The organism is Ruegeria sp. HKCCD4884, from assembly GCF_013110855.1.
Classification (GTDB): Bacteria; Pseudomonadota; Alphaproteobacteria; order Rhodobacterales; family Rhodobacteraceae; genus Ruegeria.
In genome coordinates, this window is the sequence record NZ_WVRJ01000015.1 from 20,723 (window position 1) to 39,737 (window position 19,015).

Genomic DNA, 19,015 nt, shown 5'->3' on the forward strand with positions numbered 1-19,015 from the left:
GGCGGTGCACCGGGCACCGCCTTTTGTCGTTCGTTTCTTGCGTGGTTTAGACGCTGGCATCCAAAGCTGCCAGGATCGCGTCACCCATTTCGGTGGTAGACACCGGTGTGACGCCTTCATCCGCCAGCAGGTCGCCGGTGCGGACACCATCAGCCAGAACTTTCTCGATTGCGGCTTCAAGGCGGTCTGCTTCTTCACCCTGATCAAAGCTGTACCGCAGCGCCATGGCAAAGCTGAGGATACAGGCGATCGGGTTGGCTTTGCCTTCACCCGCAATATCCGGGGCCGAGCCGTGCACCGGTTCGTACATTGCCTTCGGGCGGCCATTGGCCATCGGAGCGCCCAGCGAGGCTGAAGGCAACATGCCCAGAGAGCCCGTTAGCATCGCGGCGCAGTCGGACAGGATGTCACCAAACAGGTTGTCGGTCAGGATAACGTCGAACTGCTTGGGTGCGCGTACCAGCTGCATGGCGCCGTTGTCGGCGTACATATGGCTCAGCTCAACCTCGGGGTAGTCGGCGGCGACACGATTTACGACTTCACGCCACAGGATGCCCGATTCCATCACGTTGGCTTTCTCCATCGAGCACAGCTTTTTGTTCCGGCGCATGGCCAGTTCAAAGGCTGAGCGTGCGGCGCGTTCAATCTCGGATTCGGTGTAACGCTGGGTGTTGATGCCGACGCGTTCATTGCCTTCCTCAAAGATGCCGCGCGGCTCGCCGAAATAGACGCCCGAGGTCAGTTCGCGCACGATCATAATATCGAGACCGGCAACAATGTCTTTCTTCAGCGACGAGAAATCGGCCAGCGCGTCAAAGCACTGGGCCGGGCGCAGGTTCGAATACAGGTCCATTTCCTTGCGCAAGCGCAGCAAGCCTCGCTCGGGCTTGAGGCTGAAATCCAGATCGTCGTATTTCGGGCCGCCAACAGCACCCAGCAGAACCGCGTCCACCTCTTGCGCTTTGGCCATCGTCTCATCAGACAGCGGCTTGCCGTGGGCGTCATAGGCGGCACCGCCGACCAGATCCTCGCTCACGTCAAATTGAAGACCGCGATTGGTGCCGAACCAATCGATGATTCTGCGCACTTCGGCCATAACTTCCGGGCCAATTCCGTCTCCGGGCAGGATGAGGAGCGAGGGGTTGGACATGAAGGGTCTCCTTGCGTTTTGTTGCACAGGCCCTAGCGTCTGCGGTGCATCGGGTCAATGAGACGAACCCGTCAAAACACGAGGAAAACACATGCTGACACCTGGAAATCCGGTTCCTGCGCTGAAAATCGAAACCGTGGCGCAGGGCAGCTTTGATCTTGAGGCAGACAAGGGCGAAAACGGGACGCTGGTGATTCAATATCGCGGGCTGCATTGCCCGATTTGCGTCAAGCAGATGACCGAGGTCGAGGCGGCGCTGGACGACTTTGCGGCGCTGGGCGTCGAGGTCATCATGATCACAACCGATACCGCCGAACGTGCCGCCGAAACAGCCGAGAAAGCCGGGGCAAAACGACTGCGCGTGGGTCACAGCCTGCCATTGGCTGCCGCGCGCGAGGATTGGGGTCTGAACATCTCGACCAAGCGCGAGGGCAGCGCCGAGCCGGACCTTTTCGCAGAGCCCGGTCATTTCTATATCGCACCCGATCAGACGCTCTATTACGCGTGGCAGCAAACCACTCCGTTTGGGCGCCCTTCCATGGCGGATATTGCGGGTGGTCTGAAGTTCACGCTGGGCAACAACTACCCTGCGCGCGGAACCTATACAGGGCCGCTTTGACCTTCAAAGACTGGCTTTGAGTCCTTCGGCCAAAAGGTCCCAGACCCTGCGAATACGCGGGGTCTGGCGCATGGCTTGCGGCGCGGCCAGCCACACTGGCATTTTCTTGATCTTGACCCCAATATCCAGAATTTCGACCAGCGGATCGGCCTCGGCCACCTGAATCTGACTGAATCCCAGTCCGCAGCCTGCTCGGATCAATTCCCAATACACGGTCTGGTGGTCGCATCGGGTGGCAAAGGCATCGCGCCCAACGTTCCAACCCCTTTCCTGCATCGAAGCAATTATGCGGTCATCCGTATCAAACCCCACCAGATCATGCTGGAACACTTCTTCTGGCGAGGTCGGGCGACCTGCGCGATCCAAATAGCTTTTGGCGGCGCAAAAACATAACGAGATCTCGCCCAAATGCCGGGTCAGAATGTCCATCTGCTCGGGGCGGTACATGCGCACGGCAATATCGGCTTCTCGGAACAGCAGGTTTTCGGTGGCATCGGTGGCAACCAGTTCCAACTGAATCGCAGGTTCCTGTTGCCGGATATGGGCCAGTATCGGCGGCAGGATGTGGTTCGATGCAAAGACCGACGCGGTAATGCGCACTGATCCTTCCAGTTGTTGCGACTGACCCGCTGCCGTCATGCTGAAAGCGTTCATGGCCGTGTGCATCTGTTGCGCCATGGGCAGCAATTGATGGCCCACATCGCTTAGCTTCAGCCCTCTTGCGTGTCGTTCGAAAAGAGAAACCTCCAGCTCGGCTTCCAGTGTTTGAATCTGTCGTCCCAATGTGGGTTGGCTGCGGTCCAGTTGTCGGGCTGCGGCAGAAAGGGATCCGGTTTCGGCCACCGCCAGAAAGCTTTGAATCAGGGACCAGTCGGCATGTGTGAGGGCTTTGTCCATTCAAAAATGAATACATGATCTGCAATTTGGGGCAATTCCCTATTGCTTTCCCATGGGTAATCTCTGACCCAACAGGAGGGAACCATGCCGCAATCCGTACTTATTCTGGGGGCCACCGGCCGATTTGGTCGCAATGCCGCGCTGGCATTTCGCAATGCCGGGTGGACTGTGTGCAGCTTTGACCGAACGCGCGATACGTTGGAACAGGCTGCGCGCGGAATGGACGTTATCGTCAATGGCTGGAATCCACCCTACCCCGATTGGGCAGGTCTTGTACTGGGCCTGCACCAAAAGGTGATCAAGGTGGCAGAGGCGACCGGGGCAACCGTTTTGGTGCCGGGAAACGTCTATGTCTTTGGACCTGAAGCACCGGGTCCTTGGTATGGTGGAACACCGCACAAGGCGCGCAACCCTTTGGGTCGTGTCAGAATAGAGATGGAGGAAGCCTATCGCCGCTCGACCGCGCGTACCATTATTCTGCGTGCCGGGGATTTCATTGACACATGTGCCTCGGGCAACTGGTTTGATCAGGTCATGATAAAACACCTTGCCAAAGGACGGCTGGTCTACCCCGGCAACCCTGACATCCCGCATGCATGGGCCTATCTGCCCGATCTGGCCCATGCCGCCGTGCTGTTGGCCGAAAAGCGTCATGAGTTGCCCCGGTTTTGCGATGTCCCATTCGAAGGTTACACCTTGACCGGATCACAGATTGCACGCGCGCTGTCGCGGGTCACAGGACGGTCAATTTATGTGAAGCCAACGCAGTGGTGGCCGTTGCATTTGGCCCGCCCGTTTTGGCGTATGGCCCCGCACCTGCTTGAGATGCGGTATCTTTGGCAAGTGCCTCATCAGTTGGACGGCACGCACCTTACCGAGTTGCTGGGCGCGGTGCCGCAGACTGATTTGGATGTTGCCCTATGTTCTGCGATTCCAACGCAGCTTGTAGCCCCACCGCCCGCGACCCGGTCCGTCGGCGGCGGTTTGTTGAAACCTGCCAACAACTGACCTTCGTCGCGTTTACTTTGGACGGTGAGAGGTACGCGGCTCAAGAGCGCGCCAGACCTCGCGCTGCCAGTCCAAGTGGCTGTGGCGGAGCGGCGGATGCCACTGCGACCAGTTTTCATGATTGTTGGATCTGATCCTTCAACGGGTGCGCCAACACCCCAGAAGGATCAACCACTGCGTCGTTTGAGGTTTTATGACCTCGACCTGTTTGTCGGCAAAAACCCTGAGAGCTGAGGCTCACGAGGCGTGTTGACCCATAGCTCACGGTCCGGGTGCATACCGCCACCGCGCACAGCGGGCACGGCAGATGACCGCATCCGGTGCAAAAGGCGGGTATCCGCTGTACCGCAATTTGGATGTACGCCGCCGTTTCCAGCCACCTCGACTTCCCAACGCGCCTTGCGTTCAGCAATTACATTCGGGTCGTCCAAAACCGGCGCGTTCAGCTCGTTCACATTCAGATCGGCAATGATCTCGTCGCCGTCTTCGACCAGAGCAATCGGGCCACCCAACGCGGCCTCAGGTCCGACATGCCCAATGACCAGCCCGACCGATCCGCCCGAAAAACGCGCGTCGGTCATCAGAGCCACCGTGATCCCCCGTTCGCGGCACAGGGTCGTGATCCGTGCTGTAGCGTCCAGCATCTCGGGCATACCCGGTGCACCCGAAGGCCCTTCGTATCGAACAATGATCATATCATTGTCTTCAAATCCCATCGGGTTGGTGTCGAGCATCTCAAGCAGGCGGGCTTCGCCCTCGAACACCCTCGCTTTACCTCGGAACACGTTGTCCTCAAGTCCGCGCTCGACACCTGCAAGCTTCAAAATGGCGCTGAATTCCGGAGACAGATTACCGCCCAGAAGGCGCAGGCCGCCCGTTTCTTTAAAGGGCGCTGACACAGGATAGATCACCGTGCCGTCCGGTGCGGCAGCGCCTAGACGTTCGACCTGTTCCGCCAGAGTTTCGCCAGTGCACGTCGGCGCGTTGCCATTGACCATACCAGCGTCGATCAGTTCCTTGACGATCACCTGCACACCGCCGACCCTGTCGATGTCCACCATCGAATAGCGGCCGTAGGGTCGTGCGTCTGTCAGGACCGGAACAATTTTTTGAGACCATTCATTGAATTCTTCTGGCGTGACAATGTCTTTCCAGAAATTCGCGTAACCTGCCGCACGTGCGATCTCGGGCGCGTGCAGAACCACGTTGGTCGAGCCACCGATCGCCATCGCTACAGTCAACGCGTTGCGCAGTGAGTCGCGCCCGACGATGTCGCGGGGTCGCGTGCCGTTTTCAATCAACTTGGCAAGGTAGCCCACCAACTGGGACGGAAACTCTTCCATGCGGCGCGGGTCGTCCGAAGGCGGTGCCACCATATGCAATGGCTGCATGCCCACAACGCCGATAAAGGTTTGCATCGTATTGTAGGTGAATATCCCGCCGCACGATCCGATGCCGGGGCAGGCAAGGCAGGCGATGCGTTTGCGGTATGCTGCGTCCTCGCTCCCGGCGACTTGATAGGCGGCGATGATGTCCAGCATTTCGCCGGTTTCCGGGTCTTTCGAGGGGTGAATGGACCCATCTGACATCATGATCGCGGGTTGGTTGTGTTCGAGTAAAGCAGCCAGGGTACCAACCGGTGGCTTGTCACATGCCACCACAGCAATTGTGCCCCCCAAGCCGGAGGCTGAGAGATGTTCGGAAAATACGTCGTTGGTCACTTCGCGCCCGATGAGTGAATAGCGCATTTCGCGCGTTCCATTACGGATGCCATCGGATGTCGCGATAGAGTATTCGGGCTGAACCAGACGCATGGCGATCTTGCCTGCGTCTTTGCCGATCTGGTCCCGCAGAGCGGCGTGTATTGCTTCGACTTTGGGCTGCACGCCAAGATAGCACTGGCTGTCGCCTTTTGTGCCCACAACCCCAACAGAGGGCGCATGGATCAAATCCTCGTCCGTGCCAAGCTCGCGCGCAATGCCATAAGCCTGAGAGTTGCGTCCAGGATGGTCGTCGATCAGTACAGGATTCTTAGCCACGAGGTTCCTCCAATATCTACTTCTAAGCGGAACCTGTTTTTATCGGCTCCGCCAGTCAGTGTGCGCAGGCAGGTATGAAAGTTCCTAAGCAGTGAAACGCATACGAGTGGTTCCGTCAATGAAACTCAAATTGGCGTCGTTTGCTTAAAATATCTCGGGCCGTGCCTTACGGCAGTGTGACGTCGACCCAGACCAACCGGTGCCTGCTTGCTTGATCCGCGTACTCCCGCAGCGGTGCATCTTCCTTGGACCATAGAACGCCTGAATCCAAGACACGCAGGTCGCGGGACGGCAAAATATAATCAACGCGCATTTCACCCGTGGCTTTCCAGTCGACCGTTGCGGTTGACCCTGTTGGATCTGTTGGCAATGGGTCCTGTACAACGGGATTTTCCAAAAGGGCGTGAATGGCCTGTTTGTGGCCCTCGCCGCGCGACGGGTCCAGATTGGCATCCCCGGCGATGACGAAGGGATCTTTGGGAACCGGTCCCAAATCGCCGTTCAGCAGGACGGACCAGAACCGAATCTCATCCCGATTACGCAATCCGTTGCGATCTTCTGGCCCATCGAAAACCGGGGGCGCCGCGTGAAAGGTCATCAGGCCGAGCCGCCCCAAGGGGGTATCAATAGGCACCACCCAATGCGCGGTGGAAGACAGGCGTTGCGTTTTGTGCGCTGCTTCAGACGGGAAGGGGTGGTCATCTACAAAGGGTAAAACCGCGCCCGGAAGATCTTGCCAAAGCAGTTCAGAAAAACTCAAAATCTCGTCGGTGATGATTTCATAACGGGATAAAATCGCCAGCCCGCCCTGTCCGGTGAATTGGCCCCAACCCTGCGCGTCACCGGGGCCTTGTGTGCGACCGTCTCCGTCCAGATCCAGCGGTGTTTCCAGGCCAGCGTTGGGCTGCGCAGCGTAGAAGTAGCCATAATCCACACCAGCATTGCGCAGTTTCTGGGACAGGGCTTGGATCGCGACCCCTTCCAGATCCCAGTCGATACCTTGAAGGGCGATAATGTCAGGTCGTGCAGCTGAAATTACACTGACAACCGCAAGAACCTGCGGGTCATCCCTGCCAATGTCCCGCAGCAAAAGCGCGGGGCCTTTTCGGCTAAGCTCGGTATTGTAGGTGGCGATGCGCACGACCTCTGCCTGCGCCGAGAACGGCAACAGAAACAGGGCAAGTGCGCGGATCATGCGGCTTGTGTAGTCTCGCTGGTTGAATAAGCACGGCGCTTTTCAACGATCAGTCCTGCTATACGCAGGGTTGCGACACCGCGCATGATCATGCTGGCGGGCAGGAAAGCCCAAGCGCTCATCGTCCAGATCAGTGTCTGGGGATTGTTCAGAGAAATAGGGGCGATCACGCTGCTCATCAGTTTGATGACGGCCGGAATGAGGAAGGGTAGCAGAATGCCGATACAGATGTTCAGGCGGCCATCGCGTTGCAGTCGGGTAACGACATCTCCGCCTTTGGTGGGGTCAAACAGCGGAAGGTTTGTCCACACATTGAAGGCCCCGTTTCCGGTTGGCCATCCACGAACTTTGACCGCATATGCAAAGCTGGCGATGGTCACCAGAGCCGCAACATAGGCTACGCCGGCTGTAACCCGGACCAGTTCGATCAGCGACTGGCTGGCATCAGCTGGCAGCATCAGCACGATCAGGCGCACCGGAGAATAAGGGAAGTCCACCACATTGGCGACCGCAAGACCGACGCCATAAGCGAATGCTGTCAGTTCGGTTGGATCAAAAATGTTTTTGCAGATCAGCGTCAGGAACGTGACCATCGACATCAGGCCAACAAACCGGAGTCGGTTTACCGGCGGCGCATCTCGGAATTCGATAAAGCTGGGAAATGCCGAGTTATACTCGGCGAACGTCAGTATGAACGCGAGGATCGCGAGGAAGACCAGAATCTCGGTCCCATTCGTCGATGATACAGGCAGGTACAACGCGGGGGTCAGCACCATCAGTGCCACAAGTACTCCGCGTATCGCCGCCCCTGTTGTGCGTGCAATCACATTCCGAACCCTTTTTCAAACCAGACCAGCCGATCTTTGCCGACTTGAATCCAACTTGTGCCCGTCTCCTCTCGTCTTTGCGACGGATGCCTCGTTAGCGCCAAGATGGACGATAAGCGGCATTTCGCTCAAGACAGGGTGCAGAAAACACGTGATTTCGGGCAAAAAGATGGCGCAACTGGTGCGGGATTGCATCAATTTGGACGCAAATCCGACGTGTATCTCAAAATGAGACCAAGATGTTGTGGTTGCTCGAAAATCAACCCCAAGAATGAGAACGGGGCCGCCTAGGCGACCCCGTTAGGTTGAGTATCCACAGATTCGCCCCCAGAATCAGACCCAGGGACGGGCTTGACTGGCGTGATCTTCGAATTTGTCGATGTGGTGGTCTTTTTCCATTGTCAGGCCGATATCGTCCAGACCGTTCAGCAAGCAGTGCTTGCGGTGCGGGTCGATGTCGAATTCGATGACCACTCCGTCCGAAGTGGTGATCTGCTGATCTTCCAGATGAACGGTCATGCGGGCGTTTTCACCCTTGTGCGCGTCTTCCATCAGAATCGCGTGGTGCTCTTCCTCGACCACGATGGGCAGGATGCCGTTCTTGAAGCAGTTGTTAAAGAAGATGTCGGCAAAGCTGGTCGAGATTACAACCTTGATGCCGAAATCCTTGATCGCCCAAGGTGCGTGTTCGCGGGAAGAGCCGCAGCCGAAATTGTCGCCTGCGACCAGAATCTCGGTCTGGCGATAGGCGGGTTTGTTCAGAACGAACTCTTCGTTCTCGCCGCCATGATCGTGATAACGCATCTCGTCAAACAGAACGACGCCCAGGCCGGACCGTTTGATGGTTTTCAGGTGCACTTTGGGGATGATCATATCCGTGTCGATATTGATCAATGGCATTGGGGCGGCCACCCCGTGGACTTTTTCAAACTTTTCCATGTTCACACTCCTGCGAGAGAGGGCCGCGCCCGTGTCCCGCGTTTAAGCTTCTTTTGTTTCGTCTTTGGGTGCGTTCTTGACGAAGAACGCCATGAAGACCAATCCGAACCCGTTGAACAGCATCTCGATGCCCAGGAAGATCCCCAGGATGCTCAGCAGCACCTGAGGTTCGCTTCCTACATAGGTCCAGATGATACCGGCCAGGATGATCGACAAGATGCCCGAGATCATCGTGGGCCAGAAAAACTGTGTTCCTTTCATCTGGAACGACAGAATGACCCGCGCGATGCCGCCTGCCATGAACAGAATCAGCATCACAGTCGCCAGCGTCAGCGTGCCCTGTAGCGGGTGATCCAGAAAGGACCAGCCCAGAAACAGCATGACCGCACCCATGATGAGCGACAGGATCTTGTTGCCGGTGCCTTCAACGGTGAAACCGCCGACAACCTGCAAGGCGCCCGAGATCAGAAGCAACGCTCCGGTCACGACCGTAACGGCCACAGACGCTACAATTGGCGCGCCCAGCACAAAGATACCGAACGCTATGGACAGAAGCCCCAGCAGGAGCCATTTGATCCAGTCACTCATGTTTTCAATCCCTCAAATATCTAGATATGAGGGCAGCTTACATCAGTTCTCTGACGTCTGTAAGACGTCCTGTGATTGCTGCGGCGGCTGCCATGGCTGGGCTCAGTAGGTGAGTACGCCCACCCCGACCCTGACGGCCTTCGAAGTTGCGGTTCGAAGTCGCGGCACAGCGCTCGCCCGGTTGCAACTGGTCGGGGTTCATCGCCAGACACATCGAGCATCCTGCCAGACGCCATTCGAACCCGGCCTCTTTGAAGATTTCGGCCAGACCTTCTTCTTCGGCCTGCGCGCGAACCAGACCCGAACCGGGCACGACCATGGCGCGCATCCCGTCCTTGATCTTTTTACCTTTCAGAATCTCGGCCGCGGCGCGCAGGTCTTCGATGCGGCCATTGGTGCAGGACCCGATGAACACGGTGTCGATTTCCACATCGCTGAGCTTCTGACCAGCTTCGAGCCCCATGTATTCGATCGAACGGCGGGCCGCATCGACCTTGCCGCCTTCGAAGTCTTCGGGGTGAGGCACAGAGGCGGTGATCGGCAGAACATCCTCAGGGCTGGTGCCCCAAGTCACGACCGGCGCTATGTCTTCGCCGCGCAATGTGATGACCTTGTCGAAATGCGCGCCCTCATCGGTATAGAGCGTTTTCCACCAGTCCATCGCAGCTTCCCACTGAGCGCCTTTGGGGGCGTGCGGACGGCCTTTGACGTATTCGAACGTGGTCTCATCCGGCGCGATCAGGCCAGCGCGGGCTCCGCCTTCGATGGCCATGTTGCAGACCGTCATACGGCCTTCCATCGACAGATCACGGATCGCTTCACCGCAATATTCGATGACATAGCCAGTACCACCTGCGGTTCCGGTCTCACCGATCACGGCCAGAGTGATGTCCTTGGCGGTCACACCCGGCTGCAGTTTGCCGGTGATTTCCACCTTCATGTTCTTGGATTTTTTCTGGATCAGGGTCTGCGTGGCCAGAACATGTTCAACCTCGGACGTGCCGATACCGTGGGCCAGTGCGCCAAAAGCACCGTGGGTCGCGGTGTGGCTGTCGCCGCACACAACGGTCATGCCGGGCAGGGTCCAGCCTTGCTCGGGGCCGACAATGTGCACGATACCCTGACGGACGTCATTCACCGGGTAATAGTGAATGCCGAAATCCTTGGCGTTCTTGTCCAGAGCTTCGACCTGAATGCGCGATTCCGGGTTTTCGATCCCGTTCACGCGGTCCGGTGTGGTCGGAACGTTGTGGTCCGGCACGGCAATGGTCTTTTCCGGTGCGCGTACCTTGCGGCCTGCCATGCGCAGCCCTTCAAAGGCTTGCGGGCTGGTCACTTCGTGCACCAGATGGCGGTCGATATAAAGCAGGCAGGTGCCATCATCGGCTTCGTGCGCGACATGGGCATCCCAGATCTTGTCATAGAGTGTTTTGGGGGACATCGGTCCTCTCCCGTATTTTAATGAGAATTGGCTGGCGAATTGGCTCAGGCTGCGGTTAGGCGCGCCAGAACCGTGCGGGCGGCCCCAAAGAACCGTTCACGCAGGCGCGTGCGGTCTTGCAGTTTCGGAGCTGGGGCCAAGTTGAGTCTCATGCGATCCAGATATATCGGGCTTGGCTGTCAATCAAGGTTCAATCCGGTACCCGGCTGGCACTGGGCTTGCATCACCGGGCAACGCTGTTCAAGCTGGGTTTATGAATCAAGACCTGTTCCCCAGCTCGCTGTCGGACCTCTATGACAACATGGTCGCGGGCTTTTTCGTGCAATTCGAAAATCTTGTCGAACTGATTGTGACGCCGGGCTGGCGGCAGCATCAGCTGGTCATCATCCTGGCGCTTTGGGCGTTGGCTTATGTCTTGAAGCTGGTGACCCAAACCCGGTGGGAGGCGTGGGCCCGCGCCCGCGAAGGATGGCCGAAGTGGCGGTTGCGGATGTTGGTGCAACTGATGCAGCGCCTGACGCTGGTCTATTTCGTCATTATGTCCTGGGCGCTGTATTTGCTGATGCAGCAGATCACGTGGCCATCGCGCAGTTATATCATCGGGGTTGTGGCGACTTTGGCGCTTGCGTGGCTGGCGATTGCGCTGGTGGCCCGTCTGGTGCGCAATCGGACCCTGCGGCGCATGTTCAAATGGGCGATGTGGGTCTATGCAACGCTTATTGCGCTGAATCTGACCGATGACGTGGCCGAGTTTCTGGACGGGGTGGCGATTTCCATTGGCGATCTGCACATCTCGGCACTGGGGATACTCAAGGCAGTTCTGCTGATCGGCATCTTGCTGACACTGGCCCGTATCGGCACCCGTGCCGCCGAGCGCGGGTTGATGAGCAATGACGACATCACGCCATCGATGCAGGTGCTGCTGGCAAAGGGCATTCAGGTGCTGCTGTATGGGGCGGTCTTTATGGTCGCCATTCGCACGCTGGGATTTGACCTTACCGGTATCGCCCTGCTGTCCGGTGCAATCGGCGTGGGGATCGGGTTTGGTCTGCAAAAGGTGGTATCGAACCTGATTTCGGGGATCATCATCCTGATGGACCGGTCGATCAAACCCGGTGACGTGATCTCTCTGGGCGATACCTTCGGTTGGATCAATGCGCTGGGCGCGCGCTATGTCTCGGTCGTCACGCGGGACGGGCGCGAATACCTGATCCCGAACGAGGACCTGATTACCAATCAAGTGGTGAACTGGTCTCATTCCGACAAATTCGTGCGGCTGGATCTGGATTTTGGCACCAGCTATGACGACGACCCGCATCATGTGCGTGCGACAGCGATCAAAGCGGTCAAAGCGGTGACCCGGGTCCTCAGCGGAGGCTCGCACGAGCCGGTCTGTCACATCACCGGGTTCGGCGATAGCAGCGTGGACTACGTTCTAAGGTTCTGGATCAGCGACCCGACCAAGGGCCTGACCAATATCCGCGGCAATGTCTATCTTGCGCTATGGGACGCATTTAAGGATGAAGGCATCTCGATCCCCTTCCCGCAGCGCGAAGTTCGGTTGCTGCCGAACGGCGCAGAGCAGCAACAGATCGCCAAAGAGTGAGCGAACGTGCGGGCACCTGTCTGGCCTTTCATTGAAATGTTGCAATCCCCTTGTTACCTTATTAGTACCCCGGCGCCGGGGTTTCATGGCGCGCAGCAAAGGAGGACTATGTCCTGTCTCTACATACACAGGCGGGTTTGCCCGCCGATGAAGGGGTCAGTGTAATGGCCCACTCTCAGTCAATCAGCGACAAGCTGCTTGAGCGTATCCTTTCCTCACTATCCGACGACAAGGCCGAAGACGTCGTGCAGATCAACCTGCAGGGCAAATCTTCTGTCGCAGATCACATGGTGATCGCATCGGGCCGGTCGACCCGGCAGGTCTCGGCCATGGCGGAAAAACTGACGGATCGCATCAAGCAGGAATTCGGTTTCACCTCGAAGGTTGAAGGCAAGGATGCCGGCGACTGGGTGTTGATCGATACGGGCGACGTGATCGTCCATATCTTCCGCCCCGAAGTGCGTGAATTCTATCAGCTGGAAAAGATGTGGCTGCCTCAGGGCGGCAGCGCCTCGGCGAACTGAGGCGCCATCCCGGCCCGTATTGAGGGGCCGGAGGCGAGAGAGATATGCGTATCAGCATAGTTGCGGTCGGGCGAATGCGCGCCGGGCCTGAGAAGTCCCTGCTTGACGATTACCTGACACGATTTGACCGGACCGGCCGCTCGCTGGGCCTTGGCCCCGCTCGTGTGATCGAGGTCGAAGACAAGAAAAATGCAGGCATGGGGGCCGAGGCAGCGCTGCTGCGCAAAGCGCTGCCCAAAGGCGCAGTGAACTGTACCTTGGACGAACGCGGACGGGTTATGTCCTCACCCGATTTTGCCAAAAAGCTGGGCGGCTGGCGTGATGCTGGGCGACAGGATTTGGCATTGATCATTGGTGGAGCGGACGGAATAGACCCTAATCTGCGGGCCGAGGCCGATTTTTCCATCTCATTTGGGTCAATGGTCTGGCCCCATATGCTGGTCCGTGTGATGCTGGCCGAGCAACTGTATCGGGCCGCAACCATTCTGTCGGGCGGCCCTTATCACCGGGTTTGACATGGCGCAGCTTCTGATCGTTTACCACTCGCGAACCGGAGGCGCGCGGCAGATGGCGGAAGCGGCGGCCGAAGCCGGGCGAGACGAAGCAGATGTTGTTCTGAAATTCGCGGATCAGGCAGGACCTGAGGATTTGCTTGCCGCTGATGGCTATATCTTCTGCGCGCCTGAGAATTTGGCGGCGATTTCGGGTCTGATGAAAGAATTTTTCGACCGTAGTTACTATCCTGTCTTGGGTAAGCTCGAAGGTCGACCTTATGCGCAAATGGTCTGTGCAGGGTCCGACGGTGAAAACGCCGCGCGCCAGACTGCGCGTATCGCGACCGGCTGGCGATTGAAAGAAGTGCAGCCGCCTTTGATCCTTTGCACGCATGCACAAACGCCCGAAGCTATTCTGGCTAAAAAGACCATCCCTGAAGAACAGCTTGAGAAATGCCGCGAGATCGGGGCCGCGATGGCGGCGGGCTTGGCCCTTGGGGTGTTCTGAACTTCAGTTCAGGTCAATCACCGTTGTGTCTTCGGCCCAGCCGCCAACATTGTCGCGGGCCTGAACCTGGACCTGCGCCGTGCCTTCGGGTATCGCCACACCGCTCAGCGAGCGGGTGAACGGCTGCTCATCCACATGCGGATGATGCAGGACACGCATCCCTAGTTCATTTCCATTCATGTCCAAAACACGCCAGCCATCGGCGTAGTCATCCCATCCGGTATCGGGATGACGGATCGTCACGTCGAAGCGCCATGTATCGCCGCTGCGGGTGGCCGCGACTTTTTCGATCGTTGGGGGGTCGGCAAAGGCAGGGCTGGCCAGGAAGGCGCTGAGAATCACATATCGCATGGCGCGAACGTACGGGTTATCGCGGCGCATCGGGATCACGTCTCTGTGTAAGGGGATTGGGATATCAGGATTGTTCGGGACTGCGAAGCAAACTCGCGTCGATACAAAACACCGAACGTGATTATGGTGCTCAGCATCAAAGCGATTGGCCCGAGGAACCATGCTAATGAGGCCAGCGCAAAATAGGTGGCGCGCAGGCCACGGTTAAAGCTGCGGGCGGCTGTGACGCAAATTTCGGCCGATTGGGCGGCGCGTGGATACGCCTGCGGGTCTTCGGGATCGTTCGGGACCGAGGCCATCAACACAGCACAATAGCCAAACAAGCGATGCGCCCAGACATATTTCAGGAATGCGTTGGCCAGCAGGAGTACGACAACAAGTATCTTGATTTCCCACACCAAAGCGGGCGCGCTGCCTATCGCGAGGTCACTGGCCACCCCGGCAAGTCGCTCGGTATTACCCAGCAGGGCCAGCCCGCCGCCGATGGCAATCATAGTAGTGGATGCAAAAAACGTGCTGCCTTGACGCATGGCGGCTACAACCTGTGCATCAAACATGCGCGGCTGACGCGTCACCATCTCGCGCATCCAGTCGCGGCGGTAATTGTCCATCATTTGCGAGACAGATCGCCTCTGTGGCGACGGATGTTCGATCTTCCACCCGATCCACAGCCATGCGCCCAGCAGCAAGCCGAGGGCGGCGTAATCCAAAGGGGCAAAGAAAGCGGCACGTTCGATCCAGTTCATAAGCGTGACACTAAAACTGAACGGAAGAACTTGCCAGATCATCAAATTGGTAATATTATTTTACCAAATTGGAGGATCAGCGATGGAAATGCCCCAGCCAAATCCCGATGTTCTTGCCCGCAAGCAAGCCGTTCTGGCGCGCTTGCTGCAGGTTTTGCCTGAGGATGCAGTAATTCACGATCCGGCTGAGACGCGGGCCTATGAATGTGACGCGCTGACCGCCTATCGCTGTCCACCGATGCTGGCAGTTCTTCCGTCATCGACGCAGGACGTGTCCGAAGTCCTGCGGATCTGTCATGAAGAAGGGGTTCCTGTGGTGCCACGTGGTTCCGGCACGTCGCTGGCGGGTGGGGCCTTGCCTACGGCTGATTGTGTCATTCTGGGTGTCGCGCGAATGAATGACGTTCTGGAAACCGACTATAACAACCGGTTCATCCGCGTTCAGACCGGTCGTACCAATCTGAGCGTGACCGGTGCGGTCGAGGAAGAGGATTTCTTTTATGCGCCCGATCCGTCTTCGCAATTGGCCTGTGCCATTGCGGGCAATATCGCGATGAATTCGGGTGGCGCGCATTGCCTTAAATACGGTGTGACCACGAATAACCTGCTGGGCGTGACCATGGTGATGATGGACGGCAGTGTCGTGGAAATCGGCGGCGCGCATCTGGATGCCTCTGGCCTGGACCTGCTGGGTGTTATTTGTGGCTCAGAGGGGCAGCTGGGCGTGGTGACCGAGGCCACGCTGCGCATTCTGCGTAAACCCGAAGGGGCGCGGCCGGTTCTGATGGGGTTTGATGACAATGAGGTCGCGGGTCAATGTGTCTCTGACATTATCAAATCGGGTATTTTGCCAGTAGCGATTGAATTCATGGACACGCTTTGTATCAGAGCCTGTGAAAATTTTGCTCATGCCGGGTATCCCGATTGTACCGCCTTGCTGATTGTCGAGGTCGAGGGCTCGGAGGCCGAGATCGACTATCAGTTGGCGAAGATCATAGAAATCGCTAAGCGCCACAATCCCGTTGAACTGCGTGAAAGCCAGTCGGCAGAGGAAAGCGCGAAGATTTGGCTGGGTCGCAAATCGGCTTTTGGCGCGATGGGTCAAATGAACGATTACATGTGTCTGGACGGCACCATCCCGGTATCCTCCTTGCCCGAGGTTTTGCGCCGGATCGGAGAGTTGAGCGAGGAATACGGCCTGCCCGTGGGCAATGTCTTCCACGCGGGTGACGGTAATATGCACCCCTTGATCCTGTTTGACGCCAACAAACCGGGCGATCTGGAGAAATGCGAAGCGTTTGGGGCGGATATCCTGAAGCTGTGTGTCGATGTAGGCGGGTGCCTGACCGGAGAACACGGTGTCGGCATCGAAAAGCGGGATCTGATGGCGCATCAGTATGCGCCAGCTGATCTTGAGGCGCAGATGGCGATTAAAGATGTGTTCGATCCGCAGTGGTTGTTGAATCCCGCGAAGGTGTTCCCCTTGGACGCATCCGAGGCGCGACGCCTTGCGGCGGAATAGGGGCTCTGCCCCAATCGCGCAGGCGCGATTTCCCCGGAGTATTTATGAAAAGATGAAGCATATGAGACCTGAGACGGAAGACGAATTGGCGGACCTGGTGGCCGGGTTGAACGAGCCGGTTCGGATAGCCGGGGGCAGTACACGCGGTGTGACCGGGCCGGACCTTGAATTGAACGTTTCCGGGCTGAGCGGTATCACCCTTTATGAACCCGGTGCCCTTACACTTGTGGCCAAGGCAGGTACGCCGTTGGCCGAGATTGAGGCCGCGCTGGACGCAGAAGGGCAACAACTGGCGTTTGAGCCGATGGACCATCGGGGATTGCTTGGCACTTCGGGCGAACCGACCATCGGTGGTGTTGTGGCGGCAAACGTATCTGGGCCGAGGCGGATACAGGCCGGAGCGTGCCGGGATTTTCTATTGGGCGTTCGCTTTGTCGATGGGCGCGGTCATGTGGTCAAGAATGGCGGGCGGGTGATGAAGAACGTCACCGGTTATGATCTGGTGAAATTGATGGCTGGGTCCTGGGGCACCTTGGGTGTGTTGACCGAGGTTTCGCTGAAAGTGCTGCCCAAGCCAGAGGCCGTTGCGACGCTTGTTTGGGAGGACCGCGGATGGGTCGAGACGTCCAAACTGTTTTGTGACGCGTTGGGATCGCCATACGAAGTCAACGGTGCGGCTCGGTTGCCCGAGGGCGGCGGCAAGCCGTCCCGGACGGTGCTGCGGATTGAGGGCTTTGACCAATCGGTCGAGTATCGCATTGCCAAGTTGCAGGAGTTTTTTGCGGAAATGAAGCCGGATCAGGTTGTCACAGATGCGGCCGAAAACACCGCTATTTGGCGCGAGGTGCGTGATATTGAGCCTTTTGCCGACAAACCGGGCAATGTCTGGAAAACTTCGGTCAAACCGACTGACATGAGACGTGTGGTCGGTGACGCTAACCCGAATAGGGTCGTGGATTGGGGTGGGGGTCTGATCTGGACTTTGGCCCCGGAAGGCACTGATCTGCGATCTGAACTGAGTGATGTTGAGGGATATTCGACCCTAGTGCGCGCAGACCCGGACCAGATGCAAATGCTGGGGCGGTTTCAGCCGGAGAATACTGCTGTTTCGGCTCTAACACAAGGGATACGGGCAAGATTTGACCCGCGATCTGTGTTCAATCCGGGGCTCATGGGGTAGGGCGATGCAGACAACGTTTACGGAAAAACAGCTGGAAGATCCGGCGATCCAGCGCTCGAATGAGATTCTGCGCAGCTGTGTGCATTGTGGGTTTTGCACTGCGACCTGTCCCACCTATCAGGTGTTGGGGGATGAATTGGACAGCCCGCGCGGCCGTATTTACCTGATCAAGGACATGTTGGAAAACGAACGTGTCCCGGATGAAAAGACGGTCAAGCATATTGATCGCTGCTTGTCCTGTCTGGCCTGCATGACAACCTGTCCATCAGGTGTGCACTACATGCACCTGGTCGATCATGCGCGCGAATACATCGAGGCGAATTACAAACGTCCTTTAACGGATCGTATCCTGCGTTCGGTTCTGGCCCAAATCCTACCTTATCCGATGCGATTCCGTTGGGCCTTGATCGGAGCAAAGTTGGGCCGCCCGTTTCGGTTTCTGATGCCCGATGCCCGGTTGCGGGCCATGCTGGATATGGCCCCAAAGCACATCCCGCCGGTCAGTCGCAACGACGACCCACAAAGTTTTGCGCCCAAAGGAGACCGGAGAAAGCGCGTCGCGCTGATGACCGGCTGCGCGCAAAAGGCTCTAAATACCGACATTAACGATGCTACGATCCGGTTGCTGACGCGTTTGGGGTGCGAGGTTGTGGTGGCCGAAGGCGCCGGATGTTGCGGAGCCCTGACACACCATATGGGCAAAAGTCGTGAAAGCCACGCGGCTGCCGCAGCCAATATCATGGCCTGGACGCGCGAAATGGACGGTGACGGCCTAGACGCCATCGTTATCAACACGTCTGGCTGTGGAACGACCGTTAAAGACTATGGGCACATGTTCCGCAATGACCCTCTGGCTAAGGATGCGGCGCGTGTCTCGGGTATTGCCATGGATATCAGTGAGTTGGTCATGCAGTTGGACGTGCCGGAAGGACGTGACCAAGACCTTACGGTTGCTTATCACGCGGCTTGTTCCTTGCAGCACGGGCAAAAGATCAAGACTTATCCCAAGGATTTGCTGAAACGGACCGGATTTAAAGTTGTTGAGCCTGCCGACAGTCATTTGTGCTGCGGTAGCGCAGGCACGTACAACCTGATGCAGCCCGAGATTTCGGGCCAGTTGAAACAGCGCAAGGTCAAAACGCTGGAAGCAAAAAAGCCGGACCTGATCGCCGCCGGAAACATCGGATGCATGATGCAGATCGGGTCAGGGACGCAATTGCCAGTCGTTCACACCGTCGAATTGCTGGATTGGGCGACTGGTGGCCCAAAGCCAAGATCCTTGCAACAGCAAGGAGACGCAGTGCCGATCCTGAAGTAAAGCACATGATGCCGACCCGCATCAGTTGACCTGGATTTTCTGGCGGTTCCTGATTGCCCTATT

At 57.6% G+C, this 19,015-nt stretch carries 19 protein-coding genes; 9 read left to right on the forward strand and 10 right to left on the reverse strand.

Going from position 1 to position 19,015, the window contains the following annotated elements:
- Window positions 1-46: 46 nt before the first annotated feature.
- Entirely contained in the window at window positions 47-1,150 is a 1,104-nt protein-coding gene (gene leuB / locus GS636_RS18645; protein WP_171671547.1) for a 3-isopropylmalate dehydrogenase, read from the reverse strand.
- Between the two features lie 91 nt (window positions 1,151-1,241).
- Here leuB and GS636_RS18650 point away from each other — a divergent pair, with 91 nt between their 5' ends.
- Window positions 1,242-1,769: a redoxin domain-containing protein gene (locus GS636_RS18650; protein WP_171671550.1), complete on the forward strand. Its 528-nt coding sequence runs from the start codon at window positions 1,242-1,244 to the stop codon at window positions 1,767-1,769.
- A 3-nt stretch (window positions 1,770-1,772) separates the two neighbouring features.
- On the opposite strand, the gene GS636_RS18655 is transcribed toward GS636_RS18650, so the two are convergent.
- On the reverse strand, window positions 1,773-2,666 hold the full coding sequence (locus GS636_RS18655) for a LysR family transcriptional regulator (RefSeq protein WP_171671553.1): 894 nt from the start codon (window positions 2,664-2,666) through the stop codon (window positions 1,773-1,775).
- A gap of 84 nt (window positions 2,667-2,750) precedes the next feature.
- On the opposite strand from GS636_RS18655, the gene GS636_RS18660 reads away from it, so the two are divergent.
- Window positions 2,751-3,674, forward strand: coding sequence for an epimerase (locus GS636_RS18660; protein WP_171671555.1), 924 nt, complete (start codon window positions 2,751-2,753; stop codon window positions 3,672-3,674).
- A 191-nt stretch (window positions 3,675-3,865) separates the two neighbouring features.
- Here GS636_RS18660 and GS636_RS18665 read toward each other — a convergent pair whose 3' ends face one another.
- The 6 genes from GS636_RS18665 to leuC form a co-directional block, all read right to left on the reverse strand.
- Window positions 3,866-5,713: a dihydroxy-acid dehydratase gene (locus GS636_RS18665; protein ID WP_371808745.1), complete on the reverse strand. Its 1,848-nt coding sequence runs from the start codon at window positions 5,711-5,713 to the stop codon at window positions 3,866-3,868.
- 166 nt (window positions 5,714-5,879) lie between these two features.
- Window positions 5,880-6,908 (reverse strand): endonuclease/exonuclease/phosphatase family protein, encoded by a 1,029-nt coding sequence (locus GS636_RS18670; protein ID WP_171671556.1) that lies wholly within the window; start codon window positions 6,906-6,908, stop codon window positions 5,880-5,882.
- A complete protein-coding gene (locus GS636_RS18675; protein WP_171096603.1) occupies window positions 6,905-7,735 on the reverse strand; it encodes a hypothetical protein in 831 nt (276 codons plus the stop codon). The genes GS636_RS18670 and GS636_RS18675 overlap by 4 nt, the downstream gene beginning before the upstream one ends.
- A 333-nt stretch (window positions 7,736-8,068) precedes the next feature.
- Window positions 8,069-8,674: a 3-isopropylmalate dehydratase small subunit gene (gene leuD / locus GS636_RS18680; protein WP_171096601.1), complete on the reverse strand. Its 606-nt coding sequence runs from the start codon at window positions 8,672-8,674 to the stop codon at window positions 8,069-8,071.
- 42 nt (window positions 8,675-8,716) lie between these two features.
- Window positions 8,717-9,262, reverse strand: coding sequence for an HdeD family acid-resistance protein (locus GS636_RS18685; protein WP_171096599.1), 546 nt, complete (start codon window positions 9,260-9,262; stop codon window positions 8,717-8,719).
- Window positions 9,263-9,299: 37 nt separating this feature from the next.
- Complete coding sequence (gene leuC, locus GS636_RS18690) at window positions 9,300-10,703, reverse strand: 3-isopropylmalate dehydratase large subunit (RefSeq protein ID WP_171096597.1); 1,404 nt, start codon at window positions 10,701-10,703, stop codon at window positions 9,300-9,302.
- Between the two features lie 253 nt (window positions 10,704-10,956).
- On the opposite strand from leuC, the gene GS636_RS18700 reads away from it, so the two are divergent.
- The 4 genes from GS636_RS18700 (at window position 10,957) to GS636_RS18715 (ending at window position 13,835) form a co-directional block, all read left to right on the forward strand.
- Complete coding sequence (locus GS636_RS18700) at window positions 10,957-12,309, forward strand: mechanosensitive ion channel family protein (protein ID WP_171648552.1); 1,353 nt, start codon at window positions 10,957-10,959, stop codon at window positions 12,307-12,309.
- Window positions 12,310-12,473: 164 nt separating this feature from the next.
- Window positions 12,474-12,833: a ribosome silencing factor gene (rsfS, locus tag GS636_RS18705; protein ID WP_058276550.1), complete on the forward strand. Its 360-nt coding sequence runs from the start codon at window positions 12,474-12,476 to the stop codon at window positions 12,831-12,833.
- A 44-nt stretch (window positions 12,834-12,877) separates the two neighbouring features.
- Complete coding sequence (gene rlmH / locus GS636_RS18710; protein WP_171671559.1) at window positions 12,878-13,348, forward strand: 23S rRNA (pseudouridine(1915)-N(3))-methyltransferase RlmH; 471 nt, start codon at window positions 12,878-12,880, stop codon at window positions 13,346-13,348.
- Between the two features lies 1 nt (window position 13,349).
- Window positions 13,350-13,835: a flavodoxin family protein gene (locus GS636_RS18715; protein WP_171671561.1), complete on the forward strand. Its 486-nt coding sequence runs from the start codon at window positions 13,350-13,352 to the stop codon at window positions 13,833-13,835.
- Between the two features lie 3 nt (window positions 13,836-13,838).
- Here GS636_RS18715 and GS636_RS18720 read toward each other — a convergent pair whose 3' ends face one another.
- Together GS636_RS18720 and GS636_RS18725 are read right to left on the reverse strand one after the other, a co-directional pair.
- Window positions 13,839-14,216 (reverse strand): hypothetical protein, encoded by a 378-nt coding sequence (locus tag GS636_RS18720; RefSeq protein ID WP_371808746.1) that lies wholly within the window; start codon window positions 14,214-14,216, stop codon window positions 13,839-13,841.
- 5 nt (window positions 14,217-14,221) lie between these two features.
- Complete coding sequence (locus GS636_RS18725) at window positions 14,222-14,932, reverse strand: DUF599 domain-containing protein (protein ID WP_171671563.1); 711 nt, start codon at window positions 14,930-14,932, stop codon at window positions 14,222-14,224.
- An 82-nt stretch (window positions 14,933-15,014) separates the two neighbouring features.
- Between GS636_RS18725 and GS636_RS18730 the strand changes: the two genes are divergently transcribed.
- From GS636_RS18730 to glcF, 3 genes are all read left to right on the forward strand, one after another.
- Window positions 15,015-16,454, forward strand: a complete 1,440-nt coding sequence (locus GS636_RS18730; protein ID WP_171671566.1) for an FAD-linked oxidase C-terminal domain-containing protein — start codon at window positions 15,015-15,017, stop codon at window positions 16,452-16,454.
- A gap of 61 nt (window positions 16,455-16,515) precedes the next feature.
- On the forward strand, window positions 16,516-17,634 hold the full coding sequence (locus GS636_RS18735; RefSeq protein ID WP_171671569.1) for an FAD-binding protein: 1,119 nt from the start codon (window positions 16,516-16,518) through the stop codon (window positions 17,632-17,634).
- A 4-nt stretch (window positions 17,635-17,638) separates the two neighbouring features.
- On the forward strand, window positions 17,639-18,952 hold the full coding sequence (gene glcF, locus GS636_RS18740; protein ID WP_171188162.1) for a glycolate oxidase subunit GlcF: 1,314 nt from the start codon (window positions 17,639-17,641) through the stop codon (window positions 18,950-18,952).
- The last annotated feature ends 63 nt before the right edge of the window (window positions 18,953-19,015 follow it).